Here is a 16,850-nt window from a genome sequence, read left to right on the forward strand (position 1 = left end):
TTAAGTGTTTAGTCGAGGAAGAGATTATCGGCTCCAATCCGATAATGGGCGTTAGAATATGACAAAGCCTGCCGAACTTATCGAGGTATTAAATTTGGAGGAATTAAAGCAACTACTTGCAACGCCTAATCAGCGTGACTATGCACAATTCCGTGATTATGTATTAATGCACTTTTTTATGAGAATAAACCCCACCGCCATACACAAGTTATTCATTCGTATACATACTGCACAAAAATTGCACAGAATTTCTAGAAACAATGGAATTAATCGATTAAGCTTGTATAAATAATCACTTTCACCCTGAATTAATGGACTGTTTGGACTCTATTTATGCATATATTGTGTATAAGATTCGGAATAGTAAATTGACAGGGTGGGGGTCGCTGGTTCGAACCCAGTCGGGATCATACTTTTCAGGAAGGCTTAAGCCCATGTGTATCAAGGGTTTGAGCCTTTTTTCTATTTTTAGTAAAATTAATATTCCATAAACCGATTCGCCTCCTAATAAGAATCTTTGCATGAATATGCCTAAGATTATGAAGTGGCATGGAACCTTCGCCTTTTTAATTAAGCGCTTCACGTTTTGTTTTAAAACCACTTCGATAAATCTGTTTCCTCTTGCCAGTAAGTGTGTCAGCACCGGCATCTATCCAAACGACCATACTTTACCAACTTATTAACTGTCAATAAAAAAACCTCCATTTTTGTTGATGGAGGTAGGGTTGATATTAGTGTGGATTTATGAAATAGAAGCATAGTTTGTACTGTGAAAGTTATCTTTCTCTATAGCTTCATATGCAGGATTGAGGGTTGTCCATTCCCTTCCTAACCGCTTCCATATATTCCTCCGCCTAAATATTATTGTATCGGCGTATGGACTGTACTGTCCAAGTTCAAACTAAATCGATATCTTCTAATTGATCCAACTTCACTATCACTACCGTCTAAACCGCATGATTACATTTTTGACTTCAACCTACTAGTCCAAATTTATGTTAATTTTTTATTTAGTGCTTTTGCATTTAAAACACACTCGATTATTTAAGTTTAATCATTCACTAAATTTGGTTGGTTTTATTAAAGTTCAACTATCGTGTACTCATACCCGATTGTAGTTATAAATTTATACATATCTTCTGTAGACATAAATAGAGTTTTAGTGTTGTCATTAGGGTGGAACGTTATTAATCTTTCTGAGAGCATCTCTTTATCTAAATAGACTTTTATGTCGTGTTCATCATTGTTTAGCAATCCAAAAATAGAAACAAAACCAGGAGATAACCCCATTTTTTCCATTAACCGTTCGGAAGAACCAAAGCTTATCCGTTTTTCATTGAGAATAGTAGCAAGATGATCCATATCAAGACGCTTTGCTCCATCCATTATAACTAAATAAAACGCATTCTTTTTTTTGTTGGTAAGAAAGAGCGTTTTAGTGCGCACCCCTTCTTTCCCATCAATATATTTGTCTGCTTCAGCTGTTGTCCAAGCAGGAGGGTGTTCAACTACTTCAAATGGAATATTCATTTTAGTTAAGGTATTATATACAATTTGATATTGTTCCATAAAGAATAGGCCTCCATCATTACAGTTCTGAATATTGTTATTATATTAAAATATTTTATCATAAAAATCCCGAAGTATTTGCCTTCGATAAATCAATCTTGAAAAATCTTATTAATCATTTTAAATAATGATCACTAAGCTAACCAATAGACCATAACAAAAGAAACTGCGATCTGATGTGAACCCAAGAAGTTAGATTGGACTCTAACTGGGGTTTCAGTACAGATCGCAGTTCCTTTAATTTTATCAAAGCTACACTACTAGTATAATTAGAATCTATAACCATTAAGTTTGCTTCGCTTATTTTAGCTACCGATTAATCAGAAATAGAAAAGCTAGTACTACAATTAATAATGCAATAAAAACTGACATCCACCCGATCTTCACCCTTATTAATAAACGGTCAACAATAAAGAATGAGATGGCAGAAATAAGACCAAAAACTTGTAACATTGATCCGAGAACAACATGAAATAAAAAGGAAGCAATTTCACGAATTACCCCTTTTTTTGAAAGCTTCCTGCTAAACCAGTCACTAAATATGGATGTCATAACCCCGTAGGTAATAACAATCATAAAATTTATATAATATAAATTATAAAATAAATCCCCTTCAAAACCCGCTGGTATTGAAAAGATAAGGGAAAATATTAAACTACTAACAACGGCCGTTACTATTTTCCTCTTTAAAATAATCGATATTTCCCCTATTTTATCTTGTTTGCTCAAACATAGCACCCCTAAGAAAGATTAGTATTTAATATAAATATTCGATAATCCATCATCTATACCCTTTTTCATTAACGTGCCCCTTTATCTCCATAAGAGGTTTAACAAAAAAACATAAATCCTTCCTGGTCAACGGACTGATAGTAGTACAATAAAAAACTGGCTACAGGATTTTAAATCCTGTAGCGCCTCAGTAGAATATTATTTTATTCGCTTAATTTCTTAATTTGGCTTAACAGATCATTATAAACAGCGATTTCCTCCAATAAACCAATTTCCGAAAGTAATTCTGAACTTAATGTGCCTGCCTCTATATTTTCTAAATACAACTCAATACCACTTGCTAGTTCCATATTATGCTCTACCACTTGATTATGAATATCCTCTAACATAGCCGGTGCTTCAAGTATATTGAATTCTTCTAATTCATTTTGCATTTCTGTTAATAACTCTTCTAATTGAATTTTTGAATTTAAATCGTTTATTGCTGCTTCTGCTACAGTTGGTAATTCATTTGCAAATTGATTTACTTCATCAATGTAATCCGTAGCCTCCGTAACATAATTTAAAGAATTTGACACTTCCTCTATTGTCGAACAACTCGTCAGAAAAATAGTCATTGGTAAAATAAGCATTGATAATAATTTTTTCATTCTTTTTCCTCCATCCATTCCTCAGTATAAACAAAATATATATCCTAATCGACTCATACTGGCCAAGTATATTTCATACCATTATCAGTCATCCAATTTATTAATTTATGGAAGAATCACTCTACTCAATGTAAAAACAACATTTATCTTTAACAAAAGCTCTTTTAAGAATAATAACAAACCTACTGATATCTTCTAGTTTAACACACTAACCGATTACTCCATTTATTCTCGATCCAATCAAAAGCAAACATTCAACTATAACAAAACAATCTATTCCATGATTGTATATTTAATGTTAAAGAATTATTGCCCACACCCTTAATCAAACCAATAATATACTGTCGTTAGCCTATAAAAAATTGAATTAGGAGTGTATATTAATGGAATATTATGATCGACAAATCCCCGGGCTTCCCAATCTTCCGTTTCCTATTCCAGGATGGCCTGGAACATCAACAGGATGGCCGAATACCAATACTGGAATGCCCGGCACAGGTGGTTCACCAACTGGGGGCACACCCCCACCTTCACAGAATACGATTAATATGTATCAATATCTTCTACAAAACCCGTCAAAAGGCCAAGAGGTTCTAACATCAGGTACATGGGTTGGTTCAGGAACTGGAACAACTTTTGGGGTGGGCTGTGATAGACGCTGGACAATTATGCTTTTAAATAATGGTCGTTATGTATTAATGTGGGTCCTATCAGCAAGTCCGTTTGGTAATACTACAGGAATCATTTTTCCTACTTTTACTTTTGCCTCTTTCCCTACATCTAGTATATTAGCTTATAGTTGCTAATTATTAATTATCTAGACATATGTAAATACCACGAATCTCTTAATATGACCGTAAAAAGTCAACTATCTGTCCACCGATACTATAAGTAAATCACTTGCGGTGGATGGATATTTTCTCTCGAAGTATACATACCATCGCAATATAAGATTATCCAAACAACGAATGAACCCTAGAATCGCTTATTATCAAACTACTTAATCAAACCTAAAAACTTTCAGGTACAGAATTCTATTTATCGGACTAGTATTTGTAACGTAATGCATTTTATATGTATTTCTTTAATGATACTTTTACGAAAGATAAATGAAGGAAAGACTCCCTGTTTGACAGCTTATGAGACAATCTCCCGTTGAGATAAGTATGTTACGTATCAATGTTTTAGAAAGGCATCAAATATCAATTTTTCATAAACAGTGTCAAATAATTATAGACTTTCCTGATAGTTATTGGGATCTAAATTAAATTGTCACTGATGTTAGATAAAAAGCTAATTCATAGTATTTACATAGAAATTATTATATATTTAACAGAATAACTTATATAGGAGGAAATATACATGCAAACAATTCCTATTATTGTTTCTACAGAATGGTTATCAAGCCGACTTGATGACCCTAAATTAAGATTAATAGACGTAACTACTCTTATGAAACCCTTAGAAAATGGCAGTATCACACTCTCATCAGGTAAGGAATCATATGAACATGAACATATACCTGGGGCGGTGTATGCAGATTTAATAAATGAACTATCTGATTCCGCTTCTGATTTACCATTCACTGTTCCTGATAGAGATTATTTCATAGAAAAGGTTTCAGAATTAGGAATCGGCGATCAGGAGACTTACACTGTAATCTATGACCGAGGAGCGGTTGTTGGGGCTCCATTTTTTGCTCCATATTGGGCATCTCGTTTAAGATGGCAGCTTAAATATGAGGGCTTAGACAATATTGCCGTTTTGGATGGCGGTTTGCCAAAATGGATTGAAGAAGGTCGTCCAACTTCAACCGAAAAGGCATTCTATCCTAAAGCTTCATTTAAAGGCAACAGAAGAGATGAATTGTTGGTAACAATGGATAAGGTTTTAAAATCTCTAGATGACGATTCTGTTATTCTAATCAACAGTCTCTCTCCAGAGGATTTTCGCGGTGAAACTAAAAGTTATCCTAGAAAAGGCCATATCCCAGGCAGTGCCAATGTATTCTTTCGATGCCATACGGATTCAGCAACAAAAACCATCCTTTCCGATGAAAAATTGAAGGAAAACTTTGCGGATATCGGTGTATTTGATTCCAATAAAAAAGTAATTACCTATTGCGGTGGCGGAATTGCTGCTACCTGGAATGCTTTAATACTAGAAAAATTAGGTATCCAAAATGTCGCGGTGTATGATGGCTCCATGAATGAATGGGCCTCCATGCCTGACCTGCCATTAGTGACTGGGAGTAAATGATAGATTAATTGATAATTAGAGAAGACCCTCAAATTTTGGTTTGGGGGTCTTTTATTTCAGGTTGCAAGGTTGTATTGAGAATCGGTTGGATTATTGAGCGATTTGGCTGGATTTTGCATGGAATTGGCTGGATTATCGGTTAGATTGAACAGTTAGGAAGGATTCTTACTCAAAGATAAAGAAATATGTATGCAGAATGATATTCCGAGAATGGAGTTGGGGATTTGAATAAAGAAGATAAATTTTTAATGCATACTGGTTCTGCAACTTCAAAAGCTACTTCTGCATATTTAGATAGGTATGGAGTTATAAAAAGAAATCTTTATCATTTTTCAGTCTCTCCAATCGCCATTGGCACACATTTAGGCAATATGGATGAAACAGACTCTGAACTTTATCAAACTTCGATTGGAAAATGGAATCAATTTTTTAGATACAGCAATTAATTATCGAGGAATGCGATCAGAACGTGACATCGGCCTAGTTTTATCTCGTTTAATTGATAATGGAACAATAAATCGTGAGGAAATAGTGATTTCTACTAAAGCAGGAATTATCCCAGGAGATATTGATATAGGGCTTGTACCTAAAGATTATTTACAGAAAATACTACTAGATGCAGCAATAGTTAAAGAAGCCGATTTACATATCGTAGGAAATCAGCGACACGTTTTGGCTCCTTCCTATTATCAATTCGCAATCGAACAAAGTAAGAAGCATCTCAGGATAAATACTATTGACATCCATTATATACATAATCCCGAACTCTCACTGGTGGTTTTAGGAGAGGAAGATTTTTATCATCAGCTTGAATCACTCTTTTTATTTTATGAGGAACAAGTATCCAGGGGAAATATTCGTTATTACGGGTTTGCTACTTGGAATGGATTATTATGCGATCCTGAAGAGCAAGATTATATTTCATTGGAGAAAGTCATGAAAACGCTTCTAAAAATTGTTGGCGTAAATCATCACTTTAAGTTTCTACAATTCCCCTATAACAAAATCATTCACTATGCGAAAACAAGACGAAATCAACAAGTAAATCAACAATTTCAAACTGTTTTAGATGCCGCGAAGGAATTTGGGTTAACCACAGTGACCAGCGCTCCATTTAACTTGGGTAAATTAATAGATAAAGATAGTACTCCAAACGATCATTTACTATCCATTTTGGGAGAGCAAAACATTAGCTCAGTAATGGTGGGGATGAAACATCTCAACCATGTGATTAACAATCTCAAATTAATACAGGAAGACCCTAAAAACGTTACTAATAAACCATTTCAATCGTAAAAGGGGCATAAACAAACTGGTTTATGCCCCTCTTACTCATACTCATCTTATTTAAAATAGTTCACTCTACAATTCTTTCAATAATAGTAGCGTTCGCCATTCCTGCTCCCTCACAAATGGCCTGTAAACCATACCGTCCTTCTATTCGTTCTAATTCATGCATTAACGTAATCATGACGCGGGCACCACTCGCTCCTAATGGATGACCCAGTGCAATAGCTCCTCCATTAACATTTAATTTTTCCGGGTCAGCTCCAAGCTCCTCCATCCAGCATAGAGGAACAGGTGCGAATGCTTCATTTACCTCATATAAATCCATATCATTAATGGTCAAACCGCTCTTTTTTAATACCAATTTAGTAGCCTCAATTGGACCTGTGAGCATCAAGGTCGGATCAGAGCCTATTACAGTTCTGGAGATAATTTTATAGCGTGGTTTTAATCCCAATTGGGTCGCTTTCTCTTTTGACATAATTAGAAGCGCAGCAGCCCCATCACTCATTTGACTCGCGTTACCCGCATGAATGACTCCGTTTTCTTTAAAGACGGTTGGCAGTGTGGCTAGTTTCTCCATTGAGGATTCACGACGCGGTCCCTCGTCCTGAGTGACTATAGTTTTAGTTCCATCATCATTAACTACTTCTACTGGCATGATTTCTCGTTCGAATCGTCCTTCATCCTGTGCCCGGATAGCCTTTTGATGACTTCTAATTGAAAATTCATCTAGCTGATTTCTGCTAAATCCCCATTTTTCTGCTATTCTCTCTGCAGATAAACCCTGGTTAATTAATTCATAACGCGAAGAAAGTTCTTCGCTTGGTTTTGCATGTAACCTATTTGATCCCATTGGCACTCGCGTCATACTTTCAACTCCGCCTGCAATTACAATATCCATATCACCGCTTAAAATAGCCTGTGCAGCAAAATGAACTGCCTGTTGACTTGAGCCGCATTGACGGTCAATCGTTGTGGCAGGTACATGGATTGGGAAATCAGCCATCAGTACAGCTGATCTTGCAATGTTTATGGCTTGTTCTTCAACCTGAGAAACACAGCCAATAATAACATCTTCAACGAAACCACTAGAAATCCCAGCTTTCTCGGTAAGTTTACGTAAAACCCCTGCAAGTAAATCATCCGGACGAACTGAACTAAATACACCCCTTCTTTTCCCGACTGGAGTTCTGACTGCTTCCACTATAACCGCTTCTCTCATTAGAAGTCCCCCTTTGAATTCTCTATGAAAATAAATGTCTATTATTGATTAGTAATAATTTCGTGCTATACCTTTGATACATGTCCAGAGGATAATTCACAGATTGCTTCCTCATATTCCTGGTGCAAGGTTATAATAATAGACTCTATTGGTTGTATATCTTTAATCGACCCTACCCCTTGGCCAGCAGACCAAATGTCCTTCCAGGCTTTTGCATCATTTTCTTTACGAACCACATTCATTTCGCTTTTTCCCGGTAGATTAGCAGGATCCAATCCAACTCTTTTAATACTTGGGATAAGATAATTGGCATTCACACCACTAAAGGTATCCGTATAAATAATGTCGCTGGCATTCGATTCAATTAACATTTCTTTATACCCTTCTTTAGTAACCGCTTCCAAAGAAGCGATAAACCGAGTTCCCATATAAACAAAATCAGCTCCAAGCGCTTTTGCTGCTACGATTTCTTGCCCGTTTGATATACAGCCTGCCAAAATAATGATTCCATTCCAAAATTGCTTTACTTCAGCTATAAAGGCAAACGGATTCAATGTACCTCCATGACCACCCGCGCCATTGCAAACAAGAATTAATCCATCCACTCCTGCCTCAGCTGCTTTTTTCGCATGTTTAATGCTAATAACATCGGAAAATACCAGTCCTCCATATTCATGGACAATTTTAACTTCATTAACCGGTTTACCAAGAGACGTAATGACGATAGGTGGTTGGTATTTCTTAATTAATGCTAAATCACTTTCATAACGATGATTAGTAGAATGAACAATTAAGTTTACTCCCCAGGGTGCAATTTTTTTGTTTGTTTGTTCCTTCTGCAATTTCGTATGCCCTTCCTTGATTACTTGAAACCATTCCTCCAATTGTTCCTCAGTTCGTGCATTTAAGGTTGGAAAAGTACCAACCACTCCGGATTTACAGCTTGCCAGTACCATTTCAGGAGTAGAAATAATAAACATTGGTGAAACAATAATCGGCAAAACTGTTTGATCCGTTATTTTTTTAACTTCTACCATTAATTCTCCACCTCCATGTTTTTATCAATTTATAAATTTACAAATATCCATCTCAGGTTTTCAGTAAAATAAAATCATATTTTGAGAAAAGATTATGTAACACCTCAATAAAATACTGATAATACCAATCTACTTTGGATGACGTGTACAAAAGAGATAGAGCACCGCCAACAAACTACTCTCTCGCCCAATGTTTTCGAATGACACTGATGATAGAACACCTATTTATCATCCTGACCAAAGTAACTTAGTTTCACTACATCGGTATCAAAATCGGCAATTGAAGCAGACGTTTTAACTTCATATAATACTTTTTCAACAACAGTTAGATATTTCCTTCAAATTAACCGTAAAATGATCGCGTTTTCTGTTTAACCCTCCATACACATGGTCCTGCCTTGATATTTATCAAGCATGTTATTCATAGTGGTCTCACCAACATTATGCGGAAAACACACGTAAAGCAAAATTCTACAAGCCAATTCATAGAATTTTATTCGTTAAGGCATTAAGGATGTTCAAAAACTCCTGATTTTCTGAACAATTCGTTAGCGTATGTTCTAATAATCGATGGTGTACTTGACGTAGAGAGAAAGATAAGTTTGTATTTAAGTCCTACAAAGTATCGTAATAGACTTGTAGATGTTCATGTTACTTTCGCATGCCATCGTGAATTAGTATTAGAAAAAAAGTTAGAACATATAAGGTCGACAAGAACATACCCGAAAAAACGATTTATAGTAATTGTGCAAGTAACTAATTCTTTGGAAAGAAAATTTTAGAAGTAGAAGCTTTAGACATAGCCTGGCGTAAATCTATATTTTAGTGAATGTATCAAAAAACAGTACTTATTCTTCAAGTACTGTTTTTGTACAATTAAACCAACAGCTTATGATATTAATTGTGTTTAGCGGCTAATAGTTAGCAATGTAATTTGAATTGTTATATTCCAATTATATTTATTAGTAATGAGATTACGGGACCTATTGTTGTTCAAGTGAGATTGAATACGTCGTCTAACGGTGTCATACTATAACAAAATAACCTAGTAGCATTTCTCTACTAGGTTTACGTCTTAAACCCTATTTACAAACTTATATACTCTCCTGTTTTAAAGCATCAATAATGTTTTCCTTCTTCACTTTTGAACTCGCATATAACATGGTTGTGCTAACCATGATCAATACAGCCACGATCATGTATATAAAACTCATCCAGGGAAGTGTGAACGTTAAATTGAAGCTATTTATAAGTGCAATGTAGATCAAATACATCACACCGATACTGATTGGTAGCCCATAGAGTAGTGATTTTATTCCATAAAATATACTTTCGTAAGAAATCATTTTATTAAAGCCTTTGGGCGTCATCCCAACTGATTTCAGCATCGCGAATTCTCGTTTACGAAGGGAGATACTCGTCGAGATGGTGTTGAATATATTGGCGATCGAGATCAAAGTAATTAATAAGATGAATCCATACCCAAATACGGATATCAGGAGAACCATCTGTTTTGTTTCCTGCGTACTTTTTAACACATTGTACATGTAAATATCACTAATTTTCATGTCCTCAATTGCCTGTTCAGTGGCCATCGGATTCGTTGACTTGAGATTAATCCACAATTCAACATCTTCTCTGCTTTTCAATTGATCCATGACTTGTTCAGAAATAATCATATTCAACTCGCTTACATCTGTTTGTTCGGCTCCCATAGGAAGTTGATCCGTTAAGGCAGCTATCTTGATCTTATTGATCGGTGTCTCTTTTCCAGTTTCCCAATCTATTTCATCAAGGTCAATGCTTTGGCCAACGTTTGCTTGAATGGCCTTTGTCTCGCCAAATTTGTGTTCTGCTTCATCTTGATGTGAAATCTTATCAACGACAATGGCAGACAGGTCGTTTGAGTTAACGAGTTGTTTGTACTCTGCACCTACACTTTTCGCATATTCTTGCAGGTCTTTTTCATTTAAAACGTGAAAATCAATGGAATATTGGACTTTCCCTTCTTTTATCAAACTTGGTTCATCTTTCACCAGGTCTTGTATTTCATTCCCGATGACATCCTCATCAATCCACGAATACAATTGAAAGTTATTCATGACATTCCATTCCGTTACATCATCAAGAGTAGCAATCGAGTCGATAACCTGATCATCTATGGAGTCACTACCGGTCTTGCTCACTTTAATATCAAAATTCACATCCTGTGAGAGTCCATACAATTTCTGTAAATTTTCTGTAAAATATGACATACTCAAGAAAAGAACGATACTAATGACAAGTGAAAAGACCGTTGCTTTGTATCTACGTTTATTTCTCTTTAAATTCTTCAGACCAATTTCTGCTTCAAAGCCGAAAAGTTTGCTAACCAACTTCGATGTTTTCACTGCTTTATTTGTAAGTTTAACTTCGTTTGTTTGTCGGATCGCATCAATCGCAGATATTCTTGATGCTCTTCTTGCTGGTAAATAGGTTGAAAAGAAAATCGTTAGGATCGAGACGGCACAGGTAATCAATAGCGATCCTGGTGTAATCGTCACCGTCAATTGCTCCGTTAAGCCAAAATTGGCCTTAGAGATCATCGGATTAATAAACAGTACCATACTAGCGATTGCTACAAGTCCAAACATGATGCCAAGTGGGATACTGATTAAGCCAATAACCATCCCTTCAAAAAATACCGAATTTCTCTTCTGTCTGGCGGTAGCGCCCACGCTTGAGAGCATACCTAAATGACGGGACCGTTCGGAGACAGAAATCGCAAAGGCATTATAGATAAGCGAGACTGATCCAACAATAATGATGCCCATAATGACTACTGACAATGACAGAATAGTGATACTTAATTTATCGTTATTCGTTACACCATAGAAACGCAATAAATCATGATTAAATTCAATGGACTCCAGATTAATGTTCATTTGCTCAGCTAAATCCTGTGCGTGGGTAAACAAGGATCGCTTAACATCGTTTAATACAACTGTGGCATGAACGATATCATTGGCACCCAATGTACGTTCATCTACATAACTGATGACGGTATATCCCGGTGCCCCTGCTGGCTCCCATGTCGGTTGTTTTATAAAGCCTACAACCTTATACCTTTTAGCTTCTGTATGTTCTAGTGTTTCAGCAAGCTCACCTTCATCTGTTTCCAGCCGGTCCATCTGACTTAGTGACGGTGCATCACTTACCTCGGTGCTCATTCTTTTGCCAACATCGAGTGTTAACGTGTCTCCAATCTTGTATACTACTTTGGAGTTCGTTGCTATTTCCTCCGAAATAACAACTTCGTTGTCTGCATTCGGAAGTCGCCCTGAACTTAGCTCAATTGGAAATTGCTTAAAACCTTGTTCATTATATTCCTTAATATGTAAATAGGGTTTATTCGCATTATCTCCCTCTTTTAACAGGGCGTACCCTCGATCTCTTGATACGACAAGTGTTTGAGTGTCCTCATCTGCTTCAATCGCTTTGAGTTGAGATTTATTCACATCTTTATAAAGGACATGCCATTCTCCATGACTTGTTATCGTTTGCCTTTGCAATAAATCCATAAACGAAACCACAAGTGTAGAAACAGCTGTCACCATCATTACGGAGATTATGACACCGATAATGGTCACTAGTGTTCGCCGTTTGTTCTCCTTCAAATGTCTTACTGTTAATTTGTTAACAATATTCACGGACGAATCACCTCATCTTTGGCAATCCTTCCATCTTCAATGGTAATGATTCTATCGGCTTGTAGCGCAATCCGCTCATCATGAGTAATGATAATCAGCGTTTGATTAAAGGTTTTATTAAACATTTTTAATAAATCAATGATTTCTTTACCATTCTTACTATCCAGGTTACCTGTTGGTTCGTCTGCTAGCATAATTGCAGGATTACTAATCAATGCTCTTCCAATCGACACCCGTTGTTGTTGTCCACCAGAGAGTTGATTCGGTAAATGCTTTAATCGATTAGCTAAATTTAAAGTCTTCACGATATCCTCAAATTGATTCTTATCCACCTTATGTCCATCAAGTAGTAGGGAAAGCTTAATATTCTCTTCCACCGTTAAGACCGGAATAAGATTATAGAATTGATAAATCAAGCCAATTTGTCTACGTCTAAAGATCGCCAGCTGCGTCTCATTTAGATTATAAATATCCGTGTTGTCCACGAACACTTTGCCACTTGTCGGTCGATCCACACCGCCAAGCATATGTAGAATCGTTGATTTCCCTGAACCTGAAGGACCAATAATAGCGATAAAATCTCCTTTGTTTACTGTAAAAGATACATCATCAAGTGCTTTTACCGCGCTTTCACCTTTACCATACGTTTTAGATAGATGTTCAATTTTTAATATTTCCATTGTAAGACCTCCACTTGTGGTATGAGATCAGTATATCTGTCGAACATGACTTTAAAGTGACTGTAACATGACTATTTAGTCACATAACTTAATGCAATGATTTATCTATAAAACTTAATATGAAACTGTGTACCCATTCCTTTCTCACTCTTGATATTGATATCTCCGTTCTGACTTGTAATAATACTGTGAGATAATGCTAGGCCAATACCGACACTCTCTTCGCTTGCATTCTTTCCTATGTAGAATCGTTGGAAAACATAGGGTAAATCTTCCTTTGGAATTCCTTTTCCGCTATCAGCAATGATTATTTCGGTATACAGTGCGTTTTCTGCAAAAGATATAGAGATCTTCCCACCCTCTGGCGTATGCTCTACGCAATTTTTTAATATGTTGATAAGAGCTTCAGCGGTCCAATTATAGTCACCAAGAAAAGATACGGTGTCATCACCTTTAAGCGAGACCGTTTGTTCCTTAATATCCATCGGAATCAGAACAGGCTTGAGTGATTTTTGAAACAATGTTCTGACCGAAATAGGATCTTTTTTGAACTGAACTGTTCCTGCATCGATTTTGGAGAACTTTAATAATGAAGATACAAGCCATCCAATTCGTTCGAGTTGAATCCGTATATTACGTGTGAATTCCGTTCTTTTCTCAGGAGGTAGTTCGGGTTCACTTAATAAATCTGCCATGACTGTCATAGAGGTTAGGGGTGTCTTAAGCTGATGTGATATATCGGAGATCGCATTCGTAAGCTGGACTTTATCATGTTGTAAAAGAGCACCATGTTCAGACAACATGAGTGTCACTTTATAGATATCGTTCTTTAGAATACTCAGTTCACCTTCCTGATTATCACGAACGTCTAACGTATAATTCCCATTACTGATTTGGCGTAAATAGCTAGAGAGATTCTCAATCTCTCTATATCTCAATCTCGTAAATGCCAAACTGCATGTAATAAGTAACGCTGAAGTGATACAAGTAAGCACTGCGACAGGGAGTGATATCATTGCCGATATCACAATTGCTACGAGACTGATCAAACACATCGTAACGAATAACCACCGAATCTCTCTATTTCGAAGCATACTAATCACCTACCTTATAACCTAGACCGCGCACTGTTTTAATAATCTTTGGATCTTGAGGGTTGTCCTCTAACTTTTCTCTTAATCTTTTAATATAAACCGTTAATGTATTATCATTCACAAAATCACCTGCTACATCCCAAATCCGTTCTAATAAAAGATTTCTTGAAAGAATCTGCCCAAGATGCTTCGCAAAAATAAGCAATAATCGGTACTCTAAGGCAGTCAATGAAATCTCATTGCCATTCTTATAAACTTTCCCTTCTAGCGTGTTAATCTGTATATTTTTGATTTCAATGATCAATTTGGTCTGGGTCTGTTTATGATATCTTCTTAAGACGGAATTAATTCGCGAGAGAAGTTCACGGATTCGAAAAGGTTTAGTGATATAATCATCCGCTCCCATATCAAGCCCCATTACAACATTCACCTCATCATCTATCGCTGTTAGAAAAATAACAGGAATATCACTCCGCTCCTTCACGATCTTACATAATTCGTATCCATCACCATCAGGTAGGGATAGATCAAATAAACATAACGTAAATTGATCTAATTGTTCAGCTATCACTTGTTTAGCAGTGACCGTATCATAACAAAGTACCGCAGAAAAGTGATCCTGTTGCAATGAATATTCAAGTCCTGAAGCAATTGTGCGATCGTCTTCCACCAGTAATATTTTCATTTGAAGATCATCCTCACTTATTGTTACTTTAAACCTTACCTTAATATCAATAAAGCAGCAAACCCTATTTTCTAAGGAAGTATCGGCTCCTTTAAATTAGTCTCAATGTTATTAGCATCCTAATTTATTCTTTTTTATCTTTTTCTCTAAACATAATTCCCTATGGATCTCCACCAATCTTACTTGAATGTCCTTAGTATTTAAGACTTACTAAACATATTTCTCCATAAAAATGGGAACATATTAATTTACTTGGAGGATACGCTTTTAACATGAAGAAAGTTGCAAGCTTAAATTCACTCCGTCCTCTTGTTCAATAAAATAAAGTCGGTGATTCCTTAGCGTAGGAAAAATCGGCTTTTATTATGTCGAGATTTGCTTAATGTATGTTTTGTGCTTTTGTTGATGGAATTCCTACATGAGAATAAAAAAAAGACTTCACCAGGAAGATATATTCCTGATGAAGTCCTCTGTATATAGTTACTGGTAATACTGACTATAAATGATTAAAACCAAGGCCTAATGTTTCCTGTTCAATCCCTTTTTCCTCTGAATCAGACCGTCCATAAATGCAAACACCAATCCATTCATTGCCCGTGCTTATTTTTTTATTTTTACCTCTTACTATGCCATAGGTTAAATCAACTTTTTTAAGTAAGTCACCTACTTGAATGGTCCCTCTGCCGACTCCTTGTACTGCCTCTAAAATGGTATGATATAACGTATTTCGTTCATTGTAGGATTCCGAATTTATAATTCCCTTTGTTTTTGCACTTGCTTCAATGACAGAGATGACTTTATTCAAGTCGATAGATCCTATACTTCCCACAGTATACCGGCAATTTTCCATGTTTAACTGCTTCTTTATCATTTCTCCCGCTTCATTGTTATGTAAGAGTACCAATAAAGAAGTTAACTTGCCCATCGTGAAATCGTGATCCTGTATGATCATCCTTAGCACCCCCTCAGTTAATAAAGCAATTGCCAAGTGAGAAAAAAATGCCCTAACCAGTTTAATAATCACAACTTAATATTTCATTCATCCATGCTTTTTATACATATAAACAACGGAATTCTTTAGAGCTAGCTAAATTGAACATTTTTATCTCATTACTATATATGTATTTTTATTCGAATCGATTTAGTTATATTTTTTCCGAAATATAAAGAATCTTATTAAATGTTTAATAGCAACCTTTAAAACATAAACACGGAAACAATAGCCGGTGCCCATTCTGTCCACGCAAAACAGACCAATTTGCTATGCAAATCAGTCTAGCTTTGGAAGCATCATTTTATTTTTTTAAACTTATAGCTTCTTAACTGGGCCAAAATGATCCTCTAAAGCAACCTGCAGTATACCGATTGAACGTTCCAGCTCTTTTTTCATTAATTTTCGATAAATTTCTAATTCTTCTTTCCCTTTGTCCGTTAAATAATAAATAAAAACTTCCTGAACATTCTCTTCCGGATCGCCAAGTATTTCAGTTCTCTTTTTTACGAATCCGGCTTTATACAATTCTTTATAGGTCTTATAAATTTCCGTATGGGTTGGCGAATAGCCAAATGGTTTAAATTTTTCTCTTAAATCATTTAACACCATTGAACCATAGTCCCTTGGATGAGAAGCAATCTCCAGTAGATAAAGCTTTAAAAATGCTTTTTGTTTTAATAAGAACCCTCTGTTCATTCCCCTCACCTCTTACATTAAACATCCCTTTTAATCTTATAGTATCAAATTTTTGCTTTCTTGGTTGGTTTTGTGATTTTTTCTTGGTGGCTGGGTTTTTATAAATTACCATGAAGGTTTGGAACATAGTTCAAATAGTTACTATGTGGAGTTAGCTTCCTTATAAAATCAGAAATTTTGTCATTTTTTAGATCAATCAAATCGTCCTTTCTTAATGGTGTTTAAATGGGTTTTATTTGAGCAGGAGATAACT

16 protein-coding genes and 1 pseudogene are annotated in these 16,850 nt (G+C 35.9%); 5 read left to right on the top strand and 12 right to left on the bottom strand.

The genetic code is table 11. The features are described from left to right. Window positions 1-58 precede the first annotated feature (58 nt). On the top strand, window positions 59-292 hold the full coding sequence (locus tag AC4BHA_RS00885) for a hypothetical protein (protein WP_490557991.1): 234 nt from the start codon (window positions 59-61) through the stop codon (window positions 290-292). 283 nt (window positions 293-575) lie between these two features. Here AC4BHA_RS00885 and AC4BHA_RS00890 read toward each other — a convergent pair. The 4 genes and pseudogenes from AC4BHA_RS00890 to AC4BHA_RS00905 all read right to left on the bottom strand — a co-directional run. After that, window positions 576-673, bottom strand: a pseudogene (locus AC4BHA_RS00890) (Arm DNA-binding domain-containing protein); the annotation flags it as partial. Between the two features lie 407 nt (window positions 674-1,080). Next, the gene (locus tag AC4BHA_RS00895; protein ID WP_066103692.1) at window positions 1,081-1,569 is read right to left on the bottom strand and encodes a prolyl-tRNA synthetase associated domain-containing protein; all 489 of its coding nucleotides are present in this window, start codon (window positions 1,567-1,569) and stop codon (window positions 1,081-1,083) included. Between the two features lie 309 nt (window positions 1,570-1,878). Beyond that, the gene (locus AC4BHA_RS00900; RefSeq protein ID WP_490557992.1) at window positions 1,879-2,298 is read right to left on the bottom strand and encodes a hypothetical protein; all 420 of its coding nucleotides are present in this window, start codon (window positions 2,296-2,298) and stop codon (window positions 1,879-1,881) included. Between the two features lie 206 nt (window positions 2,299-2,504). Beyond that, complete coding sequence (locus AC4BHA_RS00905; protein ID WP_066103687.1) at window positions 2,505-2,951, bottom strand: DUF6376 family protein; 447 nt, start codon at window positions 2,949-2,951, stop codon at window positions 2,505-2,507. Window positions 2,952-3,334: 383 nt separating this feature from the next. On the opposite strand from AC4BHA_RS00905, the gene AC4BHA_RS00910 reads away from it, so the two are divergent. The 4 genes from AC4BHA_RS00910 to AC4BHA_RS00925 all read left to right on the top strand — a co-directional run bounded on the left by AC4BHA_RS00910 (window position 3,335) and on the right by AC4BHA_RS00925 (window position 6,506). Next, window positions 3,335-3,757 (top strand): hypothetical protein, encoded by a 423-nt coding sequence (locus AC4BHA_RS00910; protein ID WP_066103686.1) that lies wholly within the window; start codon window positions 3,335-3,337, stop codon window positions 3,755-3,757. A 556-nt stretch (window positions 3,758-4,313) separates the two neighbouring features. Then, window positions 4,314-5,210, top strand: a complete 897-nt coding sequence (locus AC4BHA_RS00915) for a sulfurtransferase (RefSeq protein ID WP_490557993.1) — start codon at window positions 4,314-4,316, stop codon at window positions 5,208-5,210. Between the two features lie 224 nt (window positions 5,211-5,434). After that, window positions 5,435-5,656 (top strand): hypothetical protein, encoded by a 222-nt coding sequence (locus AC4BHA_RS00920; RefSeq protein WP_490557994.1) that lies wholly within the window; start codon window positions 5,435-5,437, stop codon window positions 5,654-5,656. Beyond that, window positions 5,586-6,506, top strand: a complete 921-nt coding sequence (locus tag AC4BHA_RS00925) for an aldo/keto reductase (RefSeq protein WP_490557995.1) — start codon at window positions 5,586-5,588, stop codon at window positions 6,504-6,506. Before AC4BHA_RS00920 ends, AC4BHA_RS00925 begins: the two co-directional genes overlap by 71 nt. 61 nt (window positions 6,507-6,567) lie before the next feature. On the opposite strand, the gene AC4BHA_RS00930 is transcribed toward AC4BHA_RS00925, so the two are convergent. From AC4BHA_RS00930 to AC4BHA_RS00965, 8 genes are all read right to left on the bottom strand, one after another. Next, a complete protein-coding gene (locus AC4BHA_RS00930) occupies window positions 6,568-7,722 on the bottom strand; it encodes a thiolase family protein (RefSeq protein ID WP_490557996.1) in 1,155 nt (384 codons plus the stop codon). Between the two features lie 65 nt (window positions 7,723-7,787). Then, window positions 7,788-8,759: an NAD(P)H-dependent flavin oxidoreductase gene (locus tag AC4BHA_RS00935; RefSeq protein ID WP_490557997.1), complete on the bottom strand. Its 972-nt coding sequence runs from the start codon at window positions 8,757-8,759 to the stop codon at window positions 7,788-7,790. A 1,094-nt stretch (window positions 8,760-9,853) separates the two neighbouring features. Beyond that, a complete protein-coding gene (locus AC4BHA_RS00940; RefSeq protein ID WP_490557998.1) occupies window positions 9,854-12,448 on the bottom strand; it encodes an ABC transporter permease in 2,595 nt (864 codons plus the stop codon). Further along, window positions 12,445-13,128 (bottom strand): ABC transporter ATP-binding protein, encoded by a 684-nt coding sequence (locus tag AC4BHA_RS00945; protein WP_490557999.1) that lies wholly within the window; start codon window positions 13,126-13,128, stop codon window positions 12,445-12,447. The genes AC4BHA_RS00940 and AC4BHA_RS00945 overlap by 4 nt, the downstream gene beginning before the upstream one ends. A 101-nt stretch (window positions 13,129-13,229) precedes the next feature. Next, complete coding sequence (locus AC4BHA_RS00950) at window positions 13,230-14,222, bottom strand: sensor histidine kinase (RefSeq protein ID WP_490558000.1); 993 nt, start codon at window positions 14,220-14,222, stop codon at window positions 13,230-13,232. Window position 14,223: 1 nt separating this feature from the next. Further along, a complete protein-coding gene (locus AC4BHA_RS00955) occupies window positions 14,224-14,907 on the bottom strand; it encodes a response regulator transcription factor (RefSeq protein ID WP_490558001.1) in 684 nt (227 codons plus the stop codon). Between the two features lie 496 nt (window positions 14,908-15,403). Next, the gene (locus AC4BHA_RS00960; RefSeq protein ID WP_066103676.1) at window positions 15,404-15,859 is read right to left on the bottom strand and encodes a HutP family protein; all 456 of its coding nucleotides are present in this window, start codon (window positions 15,857-15,859) and stop codon (window positions 15,404-15,406) included. Window positions 15,860-16,216: 357 nt separating this feature from the next. After that, window positions 16,217-16,597 (bottom strand): Replication termination protein, encoded by a 381-nt coding sequence (locus AC4BHA_RS00965; RefSeq protein ID WP_490558002.1) that lies wholly within the window; start codon window positions 16,595-16,597, stop codon window positions 16,217-16,219. Between the last annotated feature and the right edge of the window lie 253 nt (window positions 16,598-16,850).

The sequence above is a fragment of the Pradoshia sp. Z3_51 genome (assembly GCF_058215915.1).